The following is a 15,636-nucleotide window of genomic DNA, read 5'->3' as shown; positions in this document are numbered from 1 at the left end:
AAGATGATTTATTTACAATTGAACTTATCATGTAAATGCAAGTTTTATCAAAAAGATAGATTAAGGTTGTATTTTTGGCGAAATGAGCTTCCAGAACGAAATCGTAAAATGGTATAAAATTAACAAACGCGACCTTCCTTGGCGAGGAACAACAGATGCTTATGTCATTTGGCTTTCGGAAATTATACTGCAACAGACTCGTGTAGAGCAGGGTATGCCCTACTTTAACAAGTTCTTGGAAAACTTTCCAAACGTTAAATCCTTTGCCGAGGCCAGCGAAGTACAGGTGCTCAAACTTTGGCAGGGATTGGGTTATTATTCAAGGGGAAGGAATATGCTGTTTACGGCTAAGCAAGTGATGGATCAGCATGCAGGCGTGTTTCCGGTTCGATACGAACAACTGGTTAAGTTAAAGGGAGTAGGCGATTATACGGCCGCAGCCATTTCTTCCTTTTCGAGCAACGAAGCCAAAGCCGTGGTTGATGGCAACGTGTTTAGGGTTTTGGCCAGGTATTTCGGAATAGAAGAGCCGATCAATTCTACCCTGGGCAAGAAAATGTTTGCAGAGCTGGCCCAAAGCTTAATTGACGGACAAGAACCTGCGCTCTATAACCAGGCCATTATGGAATTTGGCGCACTGCAATGCAAGCCTAAATCACCGGTGTGCTCCGTTTGTCCCTTACAATTGGGTTGTTATGCCTTAAAGCATAAAAAGGTAGAGATATTGCCCGTTAAATTGAAGAAGGTAAAAGTTAAGGAACGCTGGTTCAATTATTTTGTAGCCATAAAAGATGGCCACGTGCTAACCAAGGAACGGAAGGCGGGAGACGTATGGCAACACCTGTATGATTTCCCTCTGATCGAGACATTGGGTGCCGTTGGTTTAGAGGACAGCAGCTTTAGGGAGAAAATAGAAAATTACTTTGGTTCGGATGCAAAAATCGGCCTTGTAATGCAAAAGAAGCATATATTGACGCACCAAATTATATATGTGCAATTTTTTGCTTTAGACAATTATATTGTTAACTTTAATGAACATACAGAAATTAAATCTGTTTTATTGGAGGAGTTTGAGGCTTTGCCCCATCCAAAGGTAATCAGCGAATTTATGCAGCTGCATGTGAGGAACTAATCAAATAGAATATATGTCGGGTATTAATAAAGTTATTTTAGTAGGGCATTTGGGCAAAGACCCAGAAGTTAGGCATTTAGAAGGAGGGGTTACTGTAGCAAGTTTTCCATTGGCCACCTCAGAAACCTTTAACAAAGATGGAAAACGTGTAGAGCAGACCGAATGGCATAATATTGTGCTATGGCGAGGCCTGGCCGAAGTAGCCTCTAAGTATTTGCAAAAAGGTAAACTGGTTTATATTGAAGGTAAATTGAGAACACGTTCTTTTGAAGACAAAGAGCGCGTTAAAAAATATGTAACGGAAGTTGTAGCAGAGAATTTTACCATGCTGGGTAGGAAAAGCGATTTTGAGGCACCATCAACTGGCCAAGAAAATGCACCAAAAACAGAAGATACTTATGTAAGTCCGGTAGATGAAACTGGAGATCTGCCCTTTTAGTTTACTAATCAATTGTGATAAAAAAGGCCCGAATTTCGGGCCTTTTTTATTTATTCTACGGTTACTGATTTGGCGAGGTTTCTTGGCTGGTCTACGTTACAGCCCCTCAATACCGCAATGTGGTAAGAGAGCAATTGTAGAGGGATGGTAGCCAATAAAGGCAAAAAGGCCTCGCTGGCATCAGGAATTTCGATGCAGTAATCTGCCATTTTCTTTACATCGGTATCGCCTTCGGTTACGATGGCAATTACAACTCCTTTTCTGGCTTTTACTTCCTGGATGTTGCTGATTACCTTTTCATAAGAAGAATTTTTGGTGGCAATAAACACAACTGGCATTTCTTCATCGATTAAGGCAATGGGTCCATGTTTCATTTCTGCAGCTGGATAGCCCTCTGCGTGGATATATGAAATTTCTTTTAGTTTCAGAGCACCTTCCAAGGCAACAGGGAAACCACTTCCCCTTCCCAAGAACAAGCAGTTCCTCGAATCTTTGAATTTTTCGGCAATGGCTTTGATCTGCTCGTTAGATTCTAGAGCACGATGAATTTTATCTGGAATACAATCTAGTTCGGTCAACAGTTCGATCAACTTAGAGTTAACGATGGTTCCTTTTTGTTGCGCCATGTAAAATGCCATTAGGGTAAGCACGGTTACCTGGGCAGTAAAAGCTTTGGTAGAGGCTACTCCAATTTCTGGTCCGGCGTGGGTATAAACGCCCGCGTGGGTAATTCTTGGAATCGAAGCCCCAACTACATTACAAACACCAAATATGGTAGCGCCTTTTTCTTTGGCCATTTCAATAGCAGCCATCGTATCGGCGGTTTCTCCAGATTGGGAAATCGCAATCACTACGTCTTTTTCGGTAATAATTGGATTTCTATACCTGAATTCTGAAGCGTATTCCACTTCTACGGGTATGCGTGCGTATTCCTCTATCAGGTATTCGCCCACTAAGCCTGCATGCCATGAAGTGCCACAGGCGACAATAATGATGCGATCGATATTCTTTAGCTTCTCTGCAAACTCTTTAATGCCACCCAACTGTACTTTGCCTTCAGATGGATAGATACGGCCACGCATACAGTCTCTAATTGAACGAGGCTGCTCATAGATTTCCTTTAACATGAAGTGTTCGTAGCCGCCTTTTTCCAACATCTCCAGTTGCAGTTCCAACTCTTGGATGTAAGGAGTTTGTACTACATTGTCTAATCTTTTGATCAAAAGCTCATCACGTTTGATAAAAGCAATCTCGTTATCGTTAAGGTAAATTACGTTTTTGGTATACTCGATAATCGGAGTAGCATCTGAGGCAATAAAATATTCGCCTTCACCAACGCCAATAACCATCGGACTTCCTTTTCTGGCAGCAATTAGCTGATCGGGATGATCCTGATCCATAATTACGATAGCATAAGCACCATTTACCTCATTTAAAGCCAAACGAACGGCCTCTAGCAAGTCGATGCTCTCGTTTTTATAGATGTCTTCTACCAAATGGATCAATACCTCGGTATCGGTATCACTATTGAAAGTATGACCCCTCCTTAAAAGTTCTTCTTTAAGCGTTGCATAGTTTTCGATAATCCCATTGTGGATGATGCTCAATCGACCGCTGTTGGAAGTATGGGGATGGGAGTTCCTGTCTGAAGGTGCGCCGTGTGTCGCCCAACGGGTATGGCCCATGCCAATGGTTCCATTCAGGTTTTTATCTTCGGCATAGTTTTCCAGCTCTTGGACCTTGCCTGCTTTTTTATAGATATTCAGGTTACTGTGGTCGATTAGTGCAATACCGGCACTGTCATAGCCCCTGTATTCTAATCTTTTTAAACCTTTAATAACAATTGGCCACGCTTCACGGAAGCCGATATAACCTACAATTCCACACATACAGTATTGTTTTAAAAAAAATAAATCGCTCAAAAGTATTGCTTTTGAACGATTTAATCAAACGTTTGCGTTGAATATAATTAGCTAGTTGATCTTCGTATAGTAGATATTCAATTTCATTACCTTGTCGCTAGCTGCAGGGGTCTTTTTAAAGGTTCCAATAACCGCTCTTGCACCGGTGCTAAGTGATGGACTAATGTTAAACTCTGTAATTGGGGTAGGTGCTAGAAATGTACCGTAATCTTGTGTTTTCCCATCTAATAAATCTTGGATATAGGCAGTCACTACAAATACATATCGGTTCTTCGTGATATCAAAATAACCGCCAAAAATTGCTTCCGTTCTGGTAGCGCGAGGATCACCTGCTACAGTAGAACTTCCCCTGTCATTGTCAGGTACATTTCTTCTCTGTTCAGCAATGTCATATCTATAAAGCGCCAAACGAGGAGCGGCATTGAAGGGGAGTGCGTCTGTTCCTGTACTAAGATCTATCACCAACTCTGCCTTATTTACCACGACTTTACCTACATTGGCAGTAAAGTTCTTCAAATAAGGGAAAGAAATCTTTGTCCTTAAGCCTGAAAGTGGTTGCAAATAGGTAACTGGAAATTGTTGTGTAGGATTGCTCAATTGCGTGGTTATCTGAGTTGTATAGTTTTGCTTTATGGTAGCGGCAACTGGGCTGATCGTTGTTGTAATCGGAAAGCTAACGGCAGTTGTATCAATCGTACTAGAGGAGGTATTGGTAGATTTATAATAAAGTTCAAGCCTAGAATTGGTGCTCCCAAAATCGAAAAACATCATTCCGCCTACCCCTGTAGTATTAGCCTTGTTAATGTCGACATGAAGCCCATTGAAATAACGGATAAAATTATCGTTAAACTTCAAATCTGCAGCAGTAATATTGGTGATTAATCCTTGCATGTAAGCCTTGTCCAGTTGCAACCTGATTTGTGGAGTAACGGTTTTTAAGGTATCGGCCTTGCCTGTTACGATATCAGTAACTTTGTATCTGGTGTTAGGGTATATCTTTCCGTTTTTGTTGGCTAACAAAGTGCTGAAATGCGCCCAGTCCTTGCTGCTCAAATAAGAATTGGAAGTGGTCATGTTTTCTCTTAGCAAGGAAACATTGATGTTGAAGTTTTGGGTACTATCTCCATAAAATTCATTGGCATAATTTAAAACCAATACCGCTGAATCCAGTACAGGTGAACTTCCAAAAGAATAGCCATCGTTTGGCAAATTAACCGTCATTGCCAAGCTAGATTCGGTTTCGCCAAAGATTGGATCTTTAAGGTAGCCAAACGGGTGTCTAGCCAAAATAACACTAGCAACAATGTCGTCTTTAACTGTTCTCGAACTAATGGTAGCGGTATCGATTAATGAACCCTGTATAGCTGTGCTAGGGTCAATTTCCAAACCTATTGTTGAAGTCTTTTCACATGAAGCGAAAAGAAAAAGACTTATCAACAGGGTCAATAAGTCTAATTTTAAGAATCTCATATTTATATTAAAAATAATGCTGTATTAAGCTACTGAAACCAATTCCTCATTAGAGATCTCTTCATAAAAAGTGAAGAAGTTCTCGTAATTTTCGGTTAAATTAAAGGCTAAAGTCGGCTTATTAGAATCTTTAACAAATTTTAACACATCATTATCTAGCTTTTCATCTGCCAAAACCACTGCGTCTGAGTGGGTTACGGCGCCAATATGCATGCTGTTGCAATCGGCCTTAATAAAGGCTTTGGTGTCGTCCTCGGTCATGTTGTTCATTACCGCTTTTTTATGCAGGTCTGCATTTAAAGTTTCGGCAAAGCAGTTCTCATAAATAGAGTAAACCACTTTTGAATTCTTGAACGTAGGATCGTTTTTGTAGGTAGTTTTGATATAAGTAGGTACTAAAGCAGTCATCCAGCCATGGCAATGTACAATATCTGGTGCCCATCCTAGTTTTTTAACCGTTTCTAAAGCGCCTTTGCAGAAAAAGATCGTACGCTCGTCGTTATCGGCATAAAATTTATTCTCTTTGTCTCTGAAAACGTGTTTCCTTTGGAAATAATCTTCGTTGTCTAAGAAATAAACCTGCATGCGTGCCGCAGGAATTGAGGCTACCTTGATAATTAATGGGTTGTCATTGTCATCAATAATGATATTCATACCCGATAAACGAATAACCTCGTGCAGCCTGTTTCTTCTTTCGTTAATGTTGCCGAACCTTGGCATCAAGATGCGGATTTCAAATCCTTTTTCTTGCATTGCCTGTGGCAGTTGACGTGTAATTTCAGAAATTTTAGTGAGTTCGAGGAAAGGCGACATCTCGTGGGTAACAATCAGTAGCTTCGTTTTTGCCATCTCCATATTATATATTAAATTATGTTAATTTAAAGATTATCAAGGGGCAAAGGTACGAATAATATTAATATTTATCAATAACTTATGCAAGAGGCTTTGTAAGTTTTGGATAAATGCTCAACTTAGCACCCTTAAAATTAAACCGACAACTTGGAAATCATACATACGATAACCGCATTGAAAGCCTGGCTACGACCAATGCAAGATGACCAATCGAAAATTGCTTTGGTGCCCACCATGGGGGCGCTGCACAAAGGCCACCTCTCGCTCATCGAAATTGCGCAGCAACAAGCTCCAATTGTGGTTTGCAGTATCTTTGTTAACCCTACGCAGTTTACAGATCCAAAAGACCTCGAGAAATATCCAAGGCCCTTGGAACACGATATCAAAATGCTAAAGGAAGCAGGCTGCAGTGCCGTGTTTATGCCAACCGTTGCCGAAATGTATCCCCAGTACCCTCAACCAGAAAAATGGCATATAGATCTGGGCAATGCAGAATTTCTGTTAGAAGGCGAATTTAGAAAAGGCCATTACCAAGGAGTAACGCAAATTGTAAAAAAGCTTTTCGATGCAGTAGAGCCAGATTTGGCCTTTTTTGGACAAAAGGATTTCCAGCAGGTGCTGATGATCAAAAACATGGTGAAGTACTTTGACCTTCCGGTCGAGATTATTTCATGCCCGATTATAAGGGAAGACGATGGCTTGGCCATGAGCTCAAGAAATATCCATCTTTCTCCAAACGATCGGCAAAATGCCCTAGTATTGAGTCGTGCGCTTCAATATGTGAAGGACAATTACTTTCAATTGAGCCTCAACGAACTTTTAGACAAGGCAAAACACGTGATCAATGCGGTTCCCGGCGTAGAACTTGATTATTTTACCATTGCGGATCAGGAAACGCTATTGCCAATCAGCAATAAAGAAAGCGAAAATGCCATCGCGCTTGTTGCAGCAAAAGTGGGCGAAACCCGGCTGATAGATAATATGTTGTTGAGTTAGCATCAAGTATCAGGTATCGAGTAGCAAGATTGTAAAGCGTTTAGCGAAAGGAGTATGGCGTTTATACCCCCTAACTTTAACCTTCTGCCCTCCACCTTCCAGCCCTCCGCATTAAGATATGACCCGCCTTTTACCTTAAACCTTTCAACCCTCAACCTTTATCGCTAACTTTGCATTATGATTATCGAGATTTTAAAATCGAAAATACACCGTGTTAAAGTAACACAGGCAGAATTGAATTATGTGGGCAGTATTACCATTGACGAGGACTTGATGGATGCCGCCAACATTATTGCAAACGAAAAGGTTCAGATTGTAAACAACAACAATGGTGAACGTTTCGAAACCTATGCCATTCGTGGCGAGCGCGGTACAGGTACCATTTGCCTGAATGGCGCAACGGCCAGAAAAGTACAGGTGGGTGATATTTTGATCATTATGTCATACGGCTCTTTACCTATTGAAGAGGCCAAGAAATACCAGCCAATCCTGGTATTCCCCGACGATAATAACCACCTGCTGAAATAGCATCCGTAATTAATTGGCCCTGTTTTCCTCTTCGGTTTTTTTGCTTTCCCTGGCCTTGTAGGTCGAACTTCCAAAGTTGTAGGTTAAGGCAAATACCAATCGCTGAGCGCCAAAATAATGATAAAAATCATTGTTAAAGATGGTCTTGTCCCTGAAAATCAAGCCTCTTTTAATACTGTCGAATGCGTCGTAAAGGGTAAGCTTGGTATTAACCCTGCTCTTGAACCAGGCTTTTTGCAGTCCAAAATCAATTCCGTAAACCGGCTTCATGATGTAAAGGCCATTGCCACTTTTCGATTCATAGGTATAACTTGCATCAAATAACCAATCTTTTAAGCTGAAAACCTGGCTGCCGTTAAGCGTAAAGTTGTATACCGGTATTTTATAGGTTTTGCCGAAGTATGGCCTTAATTCCCTGTTGTAATAGAAACCAGCATTATTGTTCATCCGCCACCACTTATTTACAGTGACGGGCAAGCTCACCTGTAGATTCGCGAAATCTCTGTAAGGGATATTTCGGCCCAAAAAGATGAGCTCGTTTGTTGCCGGGTTGTATTCGGGATAACGCTCCATCGGGTCTGTTTCCCGGCCAGCGTTTAACGAAATGTTAAGTGCCTTTCTGCTGTACGACAAAGCTAAAAGGTTAGTGGTAGAAGGCTGCAAATAAGGATTGCCTATCCAATAATGTCGAGGGCTATAATAAAACCGAAAAGGATTGAGCATGGCAAAAGTTGGCCTAGTCATTCGTCTGCTATAGCTCAAAGTAAGTTGTTCGTTTGGAGCAATGGCATAAGTAATGCTCAGGCTCGGCAACCACTTCAGGTATTTTCTATCGGTAACCAGGCCGGTAGTAATAGAGTTGGCTTCCGTATTGGTATGTTCTGCCCTTAAGCTCAAGCTGTAATTAAATTTGTTCCACTGTCCAATATAAGAAAGATAGGCAGCAGCGATATATTCTTTATAGCCGAACTCATTGCTGCGCTTGGGGTCCAAGCTAAAAACATCGTTGCCCAACGTATCATAGCGAAGCTTGTTTTGGGTGGTGGTGTAGGCAAACTTGGCACCAAGCTCCAATTTTCCTATGCTCGTGTTTTGCGTGTAGTCTGCCTGAGTGGTGCGGATCAAGATATTGTTCCTGGAGTTGGTTTTCCAGTAATTCATCAATTGATTGCTAAATACATTTCGGTTCTGGATGTCCTCTGTTTGGCGATTGTCTACCTGGGCTACAGAAGCAATTACGTGCAGCTCGCTGTTTTTGAATTGCGCATCGTAATTGAGCCCGCCTGCATAATTATGCTGTTTGGGCAATGCATCATTATCGCTCTTAACAAGTCCAATGGTACTGCTTAAGTCGGCATTTTGGGTAATCAACTGATTGCGCGATGTGGCATTTCTATCGATCTGATAGGTGCGCACGAAAGCTTCCAAGCTCTGTCCTTTTTGGAGTTCATAGGCAACCTTGGCCTGTATGTTATAGTTTTGGTTGGCAGTAACGGTTCGCGTATCTGTAATCATGGCATTGGTATTGGGCAAGAACTGTAAGGCATGATATTTATAAAAAGTACTTCCGGTGGTATGCCCAAGTTTTAAATCGTAGATCAGCCGGTTAGTTTTGTAAACCAGCGATAAATTATTGTCGAGCAAGCTGTAGTTGTTTCGCTGAAAGCGGGCATTATAGGTGCCTCTCAAACCCAAAGTTTGGTTTCGCTTCAGCTTTACATCTATAATTCCTTGGTATTCGCCATCATATTTTGAAGAAGGCTGGTTAATCATTTCGATCGATTCGACCATGTCTGGAGACAAGCTGCTCAGGTAGGTTAGAATCTCATCGTTATTCATGTTTACGGGTTTGCCATCAACAAACAAAGTAGGCGTTGCCCTGCTGGCCATTTGCATGGTTCCATCTTGGTTAACTTGCAGGCCCGGAAGTTTCTTAAAAACATCTAATAGGTTAGATGACGACTTGAAAAAAGCATTATTGGCTACGCCGACCTTGATCTGCCCATTTTGTGTGCTAAAGCTAGGCGTTCCACCCGTAATGGTTACTTCTTTAAGCAGGCTTGGGTCTTCGACCATTAAGATGTGGCCCAGTTCTAAAACCTTTGGCCCGCCTTCGTTTACTTCGAGCTCCTTTTGAACTTTCTGATAGCCCATTAGGCTAACCGACAGTAGGTATTTTCCGTTAGGTATGGCGCTAAATTCGAATAATCCAGCGGTATCGCTAGCGCTATATTTGATCACGTTAGGGAGATTCTGGTCCGTTAAAACCAGGTTAGCCATGGGGATAGGTTGGCTGGTCTTGCCCTCAACCAATTTCCCCTTAATGGTTTGGGCGTTCAGCAATAGGTTCGTGCATGCAAAAAAGCAAAGCAGCAATGTCAGTTTCATCTTCGTGTGTTTGGATTTTATGGAATGGTCCAAAACTAGAAGAGAAGAACAGAGAAGGAGTTTTAATTCTCAGATTTGGGAGTTCGGAATTATAAAATGAGACCAGGTCTAGCCCGCCAAATTAAGGCTTAACTGTTCCTTGTACAAGGTTGGCGTGGTTTGTTTATGCTTTTTAAAGGCCGTATAAAAAGTAGATTTAGAATTGAAACCAACCTCGTAGCCTATGGCCTCGAGTTTAATGCCCTTATCGTTGGCGATGAGTTCGCAGGCCTCGTTTATCCTAAATTCGTTAATGTAAACGGCAAAGCTTTTGCCTAGGTTATCGTTCAGCAATTGCGAAAGCTGATGGCCAGAAATATGAATTTTTTTGGCCAGGTCGTTCAGCTTGAGGTCTGGATTTTTGTAAAGCTGTTCTTCATGAATGATTTTTTGCAGCTTCTCGGTTAGGGCCAATGCCTGCTCGTCGGCAATTTTTTTATTGGCATAGCGCTCCACATCTTGGGTGCCCAAAAAGAGGTTGCTGGTTTTCCGCTTGCTCACAAACAGAAAGATGTTCAGGTAAAGGATAAGCGAGAAGAACAAGGCGCCGCTGATACAGGGTCCATTAAAGAAATCAAAAAAAGATAATTTGAAGGCGGCTGGGACTACCAGGTTGCCTATATAAACAGAAAGCAATAGCTTTTCTATGGTCGAAACTTTTTCTTTTGCGTTAAAAACTTTGATAAAAGCAGGCCTGAGTAGCCATCCCGTTAAAAGGATACAGGCAGCAAATTGAACCAATATGAGGTTTCCAATATAGCTATCCCAGATTTCTGGCTGGCTATCATAAGGAGCAAGGATACTAACGGTTGCAATTGCCAATGTCCAGAACAGATAGATCCAAAGCTGATTGGTCGCGATTTTTGTTTCTTGGCCCAATGCCGATTTTATAAAATAGAAAAGAGAAGGGCCCACCAAAGCGCTTCCCCAAATGCCTATGTGGATATAAATGGCTGGTAATTCTGGGTAGAAATACAGAATAAAAGACTTGCCTATCTTTAGGCACACCGCCAACAGCAATAAGCCTAAAAAATAAGAGGAGGGCGATTTCGACTTTTTAAAGAGCAATAGATAGAGGCTGATGATAAAGCCATTGAATACACCTAAGGCGCTAAAGAAAAACAAGATTTGCTGACTCAGGTTCATTTAACAAAAATAATAATCTTCGGTTAACACTAAGCTTATTGTGGCAAACGATTTTGGATTGGATGTATTAAAATCGTGATATACCACTGCAGATGCCTTTTAAAGGGGCTGTTGTGTAAAAAATTGCTATGGTTGCATAGTAATTTAGGCAAGAAATACTAAATTTGGAAAATCTAACCAATTATAAACCATAATTATGCATTTTGAATTAAGTGAAGAACAATTGATGATACAACAGGCTGCCCGCGATTTTGCGCAGAACGAATTAAAGCCTGGCGTAATTGAGCGTGACGAACACCAAAAGTTTCCTGCCGAGCAAGTAAAAAAACTGGGAGAGCTCGGATTTTTGGGGATGATGGTTGATGGCAAGTACAACGGCAGCGGTATGGACGCGTTGTCTTATGTGCTGGTTATGGAAGAGCTTTCTAAAGTTGATGCTTCTGCCTCTGTAGTGGTTTCGGTAAACAATTCATTGGTTTGCTATGGTTTGGAAAGCTATGGCAACGAAGCCCAAAAAGAAAAATACCTAAAGCCATTGGCTTCAGGCCAAACCATTGGAGCCTTCTGCTTGTCGGAGCCGGAAGCTGGTTCTGATGCCACCTCGCAGCAAACTACAGCCGAAGACAAAGGCGATTACTATTTGCTAAACGGCACCAAAAACTGGATTACCAATGGCAGTACGGCCGGAGTTTACCTCGTAATTGCCCAAACGCACAAGGAACTTAAGCATAAAGGAATCAATGCGTTTATTGTAGAAAAGGGAACGCCGGGCTTTACCGTAGGACCAAAAGAAAACAAACTGGGCATTCGCGGTTCAGATACGCATTCGTTAATGTTCAACGATGTAAAAGTGCCTAAAGAAAATAGGATTGGCGAAGATGGCTTCGGCTTCAAATTTGCCATGAAAACCCTCGAAGGTGGCCGTATTGGTATTGCCGCACAGGCCCTAGGCATAGCTGCAGGTGCATACGAATTGGCTTTGGCCTATGCACAGCAACGCAAATCTTTTGGCAAGCCCATTGCAGAACACCAAGCCATTGCCTTTAAGCTGGCAGATATGGCAACGCAAATCGAAGCTGCCCGGTTGTTGGTTTATAAAGCAGCATGGCTGAAAGACCAAGGCCAATCTTATACTTTGGCAGGCTCTATGGCCAAGCTTTTTGCAAGTAAGGTTGCCATGGATGTAACTGTTGAAGCTGTCCAAATTCATGGAGGCTATGGTTTTGTAAAAGAATACCATGTAGAGCGCCTAATGCGCGATGCTAAAATTACCCAGATTTATGAAGGCACCTCTGAAATCCAGAAAATGGTGATCAGTAGAGGTATTTTAAGCTAGAGAGATATTTTTAACAAGATAAAAGCCACAGATTAACAGATTGTTAACTGTGGCTTTTTGTTTAGCTAATGAAAGCTGTAAACTGAAAAATGCAAACTGCTTTTAGGAGCGCAGGTTTATGCAATGGCTTAAAGTTAATCCGGCTTTCCGCTATATCTTTTGCCTTAGGGGCAAAAAGGATGTCGCTCCAATTCGGGCTATTTTACCTTGGCCGGTGCAACTGAACATAGCCGCACAAACTTTGTTCTTAAACCCGATTGACAGCGGTAGCCTGGAGCGAAGCGAAAGCTTAAGCAAAAAGCGGGACTGACAATCAATGAAACACCGCCTCTGCTTTTTAAACACCACTTGGCTAAAATCTGTTAATCTATGCTAGGGGCCTAGGGTATGGCGGTTGGCGTTTTCAATTTCTCGCTATACGCTATACGCCCTACTCCATACACGCTACACTAGTCTTTATCCGTTCCAAATATCGAATCCAATATCATTTTGATTACTGCAACGGCTATTGCCAAAATAGTGGCCGATAAAAATCCAGAAGTATTAAATCCGGTCATGAAATGATCTACCAATAAAATCATCAATACGGTAATGATGAATGAGATCAGGCCTAGGGTCAATACGTTGAGCACAAAAGTGAATATCCGCAAGATAAAACCTATGGTGGCATTAGCTAGGGCAATAAGCACGGCGGCAATTATGGCGCTGCCAAAGCCATCAACCTGTACACCGGGTACCAGGTAGGCGCCGGCCATCATGGCAAGGCCCATCAATAAAACTTCTAAAATTAATCTCATATTTATCTAATTTAGTTGGATGTTTAATAAAATTACATTTTTTGTGCCAATTTGTTTGGCCTTGCTCCTTTTTGGCTGCGGCAATAAAGAAAAGGAAGCTTTGTCCATCCGATTTTCGGCAGACAGTACGGCCATCGTCATTTCGGGCATAGAAGAAGCGGGACTGCTCCAGCTAAAAACCAATCTGGCGAAAGATACCGCCTACCAGCAATTGGTGTCGGTGTTGCAAACCCCAGCCGAAGACGATTCGACCAGCATGGAAATAGACTGGCCCGGCAAGCTGAGCATTAAGGGAGATAGCCTTTGGTTTGCGCCGGCAAATCCTTTCGTTAAAGGAAAAAGCTACCTCATAGAAACCATGCTCAACACCCAATTTGCAAGCGGTGGTGATATCATTCGTTCTAAAGTAGGTCATACGGTAAAACCGCTACAACAAATTTTGGTTCGCTAAGCATGCAAATTCCATACTAATATGAAAAATATAATTACAGCAATACTGCTGGCACTTATTTTAAAAGTGGTTTACGATGTATGCAAGAGCAAGGTTTTGTCTACGGTCGAAAAGATTATTTTTTGCTTGGTTGTTCTCATTTTGCCCTTCTTGGGAGCTGTGATATTTTACAAGTATCAACACAATAAATTTCTGGCTATGCGCAATAGAAAAAACGAGAACATTTTTTAATTCTGATCAGCCATTCGATAAAGGCCTTAAGGTAAAGTCACTGCAACAAATTTTGGTTCGTTAGTGGCTCATTTGCAGCGCACTGTTGCATTTTGAAAAAATAATTTGTACATTTGCATCGTAATTAAGGAAAGAGAGGGGACCGTGTCCCCTCTTTTCTTTTGCAAGAATTTAGGATATGCAGGTAGAAAACAGAGTTAGAGAACTCGTAGAAGAGAAGATTGCAGACAGGCCTGAGCTGTTTTTGGTAGAAGTAAGGATGTTGCCAAACAACAAACTGATCATCCATGTAGACGGCGACGAAGGAATAAACATTCAAGATTGTGCAGCAATCAGTCGCCATGTTGGTTTTCATTTAGAAGAAGAAAATACCATTGATAAGGCTTATAACCTGGAAGTTTCTTCGCCAGGAGTTGGCGAACCGCTTCAGCTGAAACGCCAATATCATAAAAACATAGGCAGAGAACTCGGCATTAAGCTGGCCGATGGCGAAAAAAAAGAAGGCAAGCTTTTAGAAGTTGGCGAAAATGCCATCGTTATTGAAGAGAAAGTAAAAGAAAAAGGTAAAAAAGCGCAATTGGCAGAAACATCAATTGAGTTTGAAAATATAATAGAAACAAAGGTTTTAATTTCATTTAAGTAGAAAAATGAACAATATTAATTTAATCGATTCATTTCAGGAGTTTAAGGACTTCAAAAATATCGACCGCCCGACAGTAATCAGCGTACTGGAAGAGGTATTTCGCAGTATGTTGCGCAAAAAATATGGAACAGACGAGAACTGTGACGTAATTGTGAACCCAGATAACGGGGATTTGGAAATCTGGAGAACCAGAAAAGTAATGGAAGACGGATTTTCTGAAGACGACGACCTGGAGATCGAGCTGGCCGAAGTAAAGCTGCTGGATCCGGATATGGAAGTTGGCGACGATTACATCGAACAGATTACTTTGGAGAGCTTTGGCCGCAGGGCGATTTTAGCTGCCCGCCAAACTTTGGTATCTAAGGTTTTGGAATTAGAGAAAGACGAAATCTTCAAAAAATATAAAGATAGAGTTGGCGAAATCGTAACCGGCGAAGTTTACCAGGTTTGGAAAAAAGAAACTTTGGTATTGGATGATGAAGGCAACGAGTTGATGATGCCTAAAACGGAGCAGATCCCGGCCGACTATTTCAAAAAAGGAGATGCCGTGCGTGCGGTAATTTCTAAAGTTGACATGGTTAATGCTACGCCAAAAATCATTATCTCGAGGATTGCGCCAGAGTTCTTGCAACGCTTGTTCGAAATCGAGGTTCCAGAGATTTTTGATGGTTTGATTACCATTAAGAAAATTGTTCGCGAACCAGGCGAGCGTGCCAAGGTTGCGGTAGAATCATACGATGACAGGATTGATCCGGTAGGTGCCTGCGTTGGGATGAAAGGTTCTCGTATCCACGGTATCGTGAGAGAGCTTAAAAATGAAAATATCGACGTAATTAACTTTACCAACAATATTTCATTGTACATCCAACGTGCGTTGAGCCCTGCAAAAATCACCTCTATTAAATTAGATGATGCCACTAAACACGCTTCGGTTTACTTAAAGCCAGATCAGGTTTCATTGGCAATTGGTCGCGGTGGCCACAACATTAAATTGGCAGGTAAATTGACGGGATATGAAATTGATGTTTACCGCGAGGCTGGCGAAGAAGATGAGGATGTGGATATCGAAGAATTCTCGGACGAAATCGATAGCTGGATCATCGACGAGCTTAAAGCAATTGGCTTAGATACTGCCAAAAGCGTATTGGCCCTGTCGCTTGATGAACTGGTGAAGCGTACCGATTTAGAAGAAGAAACAATTAAAGAAGTGATTGCCATTTTGCAATCGGAATTTGAATAACGCTTATGGCTTGAATAAGACAAGAA

General features: G+C 41.7%; 14 protein-coding genes. 8 read left to right on the top strand and 6 right to left on the bottom strand.

All coding sequences use genetic code 11. The features are described 5' to 3' along the window. Window positions 1-82 precede the first annotated feature (82 nt). Both mutY and AC570H_RS16565 read left to right on the top strand, forming a co-directional pair. Window positions 83-1,132, top strand: coding sequence for an A/G-specific adenine glycosylase (mutY, locus tag AC570H_RS16570; RefSeq protein ID WP_497356819.1), 1,050 nt, complete (start codon window positions 83-85; stop codon window positions 1,130-1,132). A gap of 13 nt (window positions 1,133-1,145) precedes the next feature. Further along, the gene (locus AC570H_RS16565; protein ID WP_497356817.1) at window positions 1,146-1,571 is read left to right on the top strand and encodes a single-stranded DNA-binding protein; all 426 of its coding nucleotides are present in this window, start codon (window positions 1,146-1,148) and stop codon (window positions 1,569-1,571) included. Window positions 1,572-1,621: 50 nt separating this feature from the next. Here the strand turns inward: AC570H_RS16565 and glmS are convergent, their stop codons facing one another. The 3 genes from glmS to AC570H_RS16550 all read right to left on the bottom strand — a co-directional run bounded on the left by glmS (window position 1,622) and on the right by AC570H_RS16550 (window position 5,812). Beyond that, entirely contained in the window at window positions 1,622-3,460 is a 1,839-nt protein-coding gene (gene glmS / locus AC570H_RS16560) for a glutamine--fructose-6-phosphate transaminase (isomerizing) (protein ID WP_497356815.1), read from the bottom strand. A gap of 84 nt (window positions 3,461-3,544) precedes the next feature. Continuing rightward, window positions 3,545-4,963, bottom strand: coding sequence for a DUF4270 domain-containing protein (locus AC570H_RS16555; protein ID WP_497356813.1), 1,419 nt, complete (start codon window positions 4,961-4,963; stop codon window positions 3,545-3,547). Between the two features lie 24 nt (window positions 4,964-4,987). After that, entirely contained in the window at window positions 4,988-5,812 is an 825-nt protein-coding gene (locus tag AC570H_RS16550) for a glycogen/starch synthase (protein ID WP_497356811.1), read from the bottom strand. A gap of 150 nt (window positions 5,813-5,962) precedes the next feature. On the opposite strand from AC570H_RS16550, the gene panC reads away from it, so the two are divergent. Then, the gene (gene panC, locus AC570H_RS16545) at window positions 5,963-6,811 is read left to right on the top strand and encodes a pantoate--beta-alanine ligase (protein WP_497356809.1); all 849 of its coding nucleotides are present in this window, start codon (window positions 5,963-5,965) and stop codon (window positions 6,809-6,811) included. Between the two features lie 177 nt (window positions 6,812-6,988). Continuing rightward, entirely contained in the window at window positions 6,989-7,339 is a 351-nt protein-coding gene (panD, locus tag AC570H_RS16540; protein WP_497356807.1) for an aspartate 1-decarboxylase, read from the top strand. A gap of 9 nt (window positions 7,340-7,348) precedes the next feature. Here panD and AC570H_RS16535 read toward each other — a convergent pair whose 3' ends face one another. Together AC570H_RS16535 and AC570H_RS16530 are read right to left on the bottom strand one after the other, a co-directional pair. After that, window positions 7,349-9,727, bottom strand: coding sequence for a TonB-dependent receptor (locus AC570H_RS16535; protein WP_497356805.1), 2,379 nt, complete (start codon window positions 9,725-9,727; stop codon window positions 7,349-7,351). Between the two features lie 108 nt (window positions 9,728-9,835). Next, window positions 9,836-10,912: a helix-turn-helix domain-containing protein gene (locus AC570H_RS16530; RefSeq protein ID WP_497356803.1), complete on the bottom strand. Its 1,077-nt coding sequence runs from the start codon at window positions 10,910-10,912 to the stop codon at window positions 9,836-9,838. A 196-nt stretch (window positions 10,913-11,108) separates the two neighbouring features. Here AC570H_RS16530 and AC570H_RS16525 point away from each other — a divergent pair, with 196 nt between their 5' ends. Next, window positions 11,109-12,248 (top strand): acyl-CoA dehydrogenase, encoded by a 1,140-nt coding sequence (locus tag AC570H_RS16525; protein ID WP_497356801.1) that lies wholly within the window; start codon window positions 11,109-11,111, stop codon window positions 12,246-12,248. Window positions 12,249-12,697: 449 nt separating this feature from the next. Here the strand turns inward: AC570H_RS16525 and AC570H_RS16520 are convergent, their stop codons facing one another. Continuing rightward, entirely contained in the window at window positions 12,698-13,045 is a 348-nt protein-coding gene (locus AC570H_RS16520) for a phage holin family protein (RefSeq protein ID WP_497356799.1), read from the bottom strand. Window positions 13,046-13,064: 19 nt separating this feature from the next. On the opposite strand from AC570H_RS16520, the gene AC570H_RS16515 reads away from it, so the two are divergent. The 3 genes from AC570H_RS16515 (at window position 13,065) to nusA (ending at window position 15,610) form a co-directional block, all read left to right on the top strand. Continuing rightward, entirely contained in the window at window positions 13,065-13,496 is a 432-nt protein-coding gene (locus tag AC570H_RS16515; RefSeq protein ID WP_497356797.1) for a hypothetical protein, read from the top strand. A gap of 409 nt (window positions 13,497-13,905) precedes the next feature. Beyond that, complete coding sequence (gene rimP, locus AC570H_RS16510; protein ID WP_497356795.1) at window positions 13,906-14,370, top strand: ribosome assembly cofactor RimP; 465 nt, start codon at window positions 13,906-13,908, stop codon at window positions 14,368-14,370. 4 nt (window positions 14,371-14,374) lie between these two features. Continuing rightward, complete coding sequence (nusA, locus tag AC570H_RS16505; RefSeq protein WP_497356793.1) at window positions 14,375-15,610, top strand: transcription termination factor NusA; 1,236 nt, start codon at window positions 14,375-14,377, stop codon at window positions 15,608-15,610. Window positions 15,611-15,636: the final 26 nt, after the last annotated feature.

The sequence above is a fragment of the Pedobacter sp. B4419 genome (genome assembly GCF_059693725.1).
The sequence above is the reverse complement of the archived record's forward strand: the minus strand, read 5'-3'. Positions and strand labels throughout refer to the sequence as shown.

Coding starts and splice junctions, on each gene's coding strand:
- mutY (WP_497356819.1), top strand. CDS start 83: ATGAGCTTCCAGAACGAAATCGTAAAATGGTATAAAATTAACAAACGC.
- AC570H_RS16565 (WP_497356817.1), top strand. CDS start 1,146: ATGTCGGGTATTAATAAAGTTATTTTAGTAGGGCATTTGGGCAAAGAC.
- glmS (WP_497356815.1), bottom strand. CDS start 3,460: ATGTGTGGAATTGTAGGTTATATCGGCTTCCGTGAAGCGTGGCCAATT.
- AC570H_RS16555 (WP_497356813.1), bottom strand. CDS start 4,963: ATGAGATTCTTAAAATTAGACTTATTGACCCTGTTGATAAGTCTTTTT.
- AC570H_RS16550 (WP_497356811.1), bottom strand. CDS start 5,812: ATGGCAAAAACGAAGCTACTGATTGTTACCCACGAGATGTCGCCTTTC.
- panD (WP_497356807.1), top strand. CDS start 6,989: ATGATTATCGAGATTTTAAAATCGAAAATACACCGTGTTAAAGTAACA.
- AC570H_RS16535 (WP_497356805.1), bottom strand. CDS start 9,727: ATGAAACTGACATTGCTGCTTTGCTTTTTTGCATGCACGAACCTATTG.
- AC570H_RS16530 (WP_497356803.1), bottom strand. CDS start 10,912: ATGAACCTGAGTCAGCAAATCTTGTTTTTCTTTAGCGCCTTAGGTGTA.
- AC570H_RS16525 (WP_497356801.1), top strand. CDS start 11,109: ATGCATTTTGAATTAAGTGAAGAACAATTGATGATACAACAGGCTGCC.
- AC570H_RS16520 (WP_497356799.1), bottom strand. CDS start 13,045: ATGAGATTAATTTTAGAAGTTTTATTGATGGGCCTTGCCATGATGGCC.
- AC570H_RS16515 (WP_497356797.1), top strand. CDS start 13,065: ATGTTTAATAAAATTACATTTTTTGTGCCAATTTGTTTGGCCTTGCTC.
- rimP (WP_497356795.1), top strand. CDS start 13,906: ATGCAGGTAGAAAACAGAGTTAGAGAACTCGTAGAAGAGAAGATTGCA.
- nusA (WP_497356793.1), top strand. CDS start 14,375: ATGAACAATATTAATTTAATCGATTCATTTCAGGAGTTTAAGGACTTC.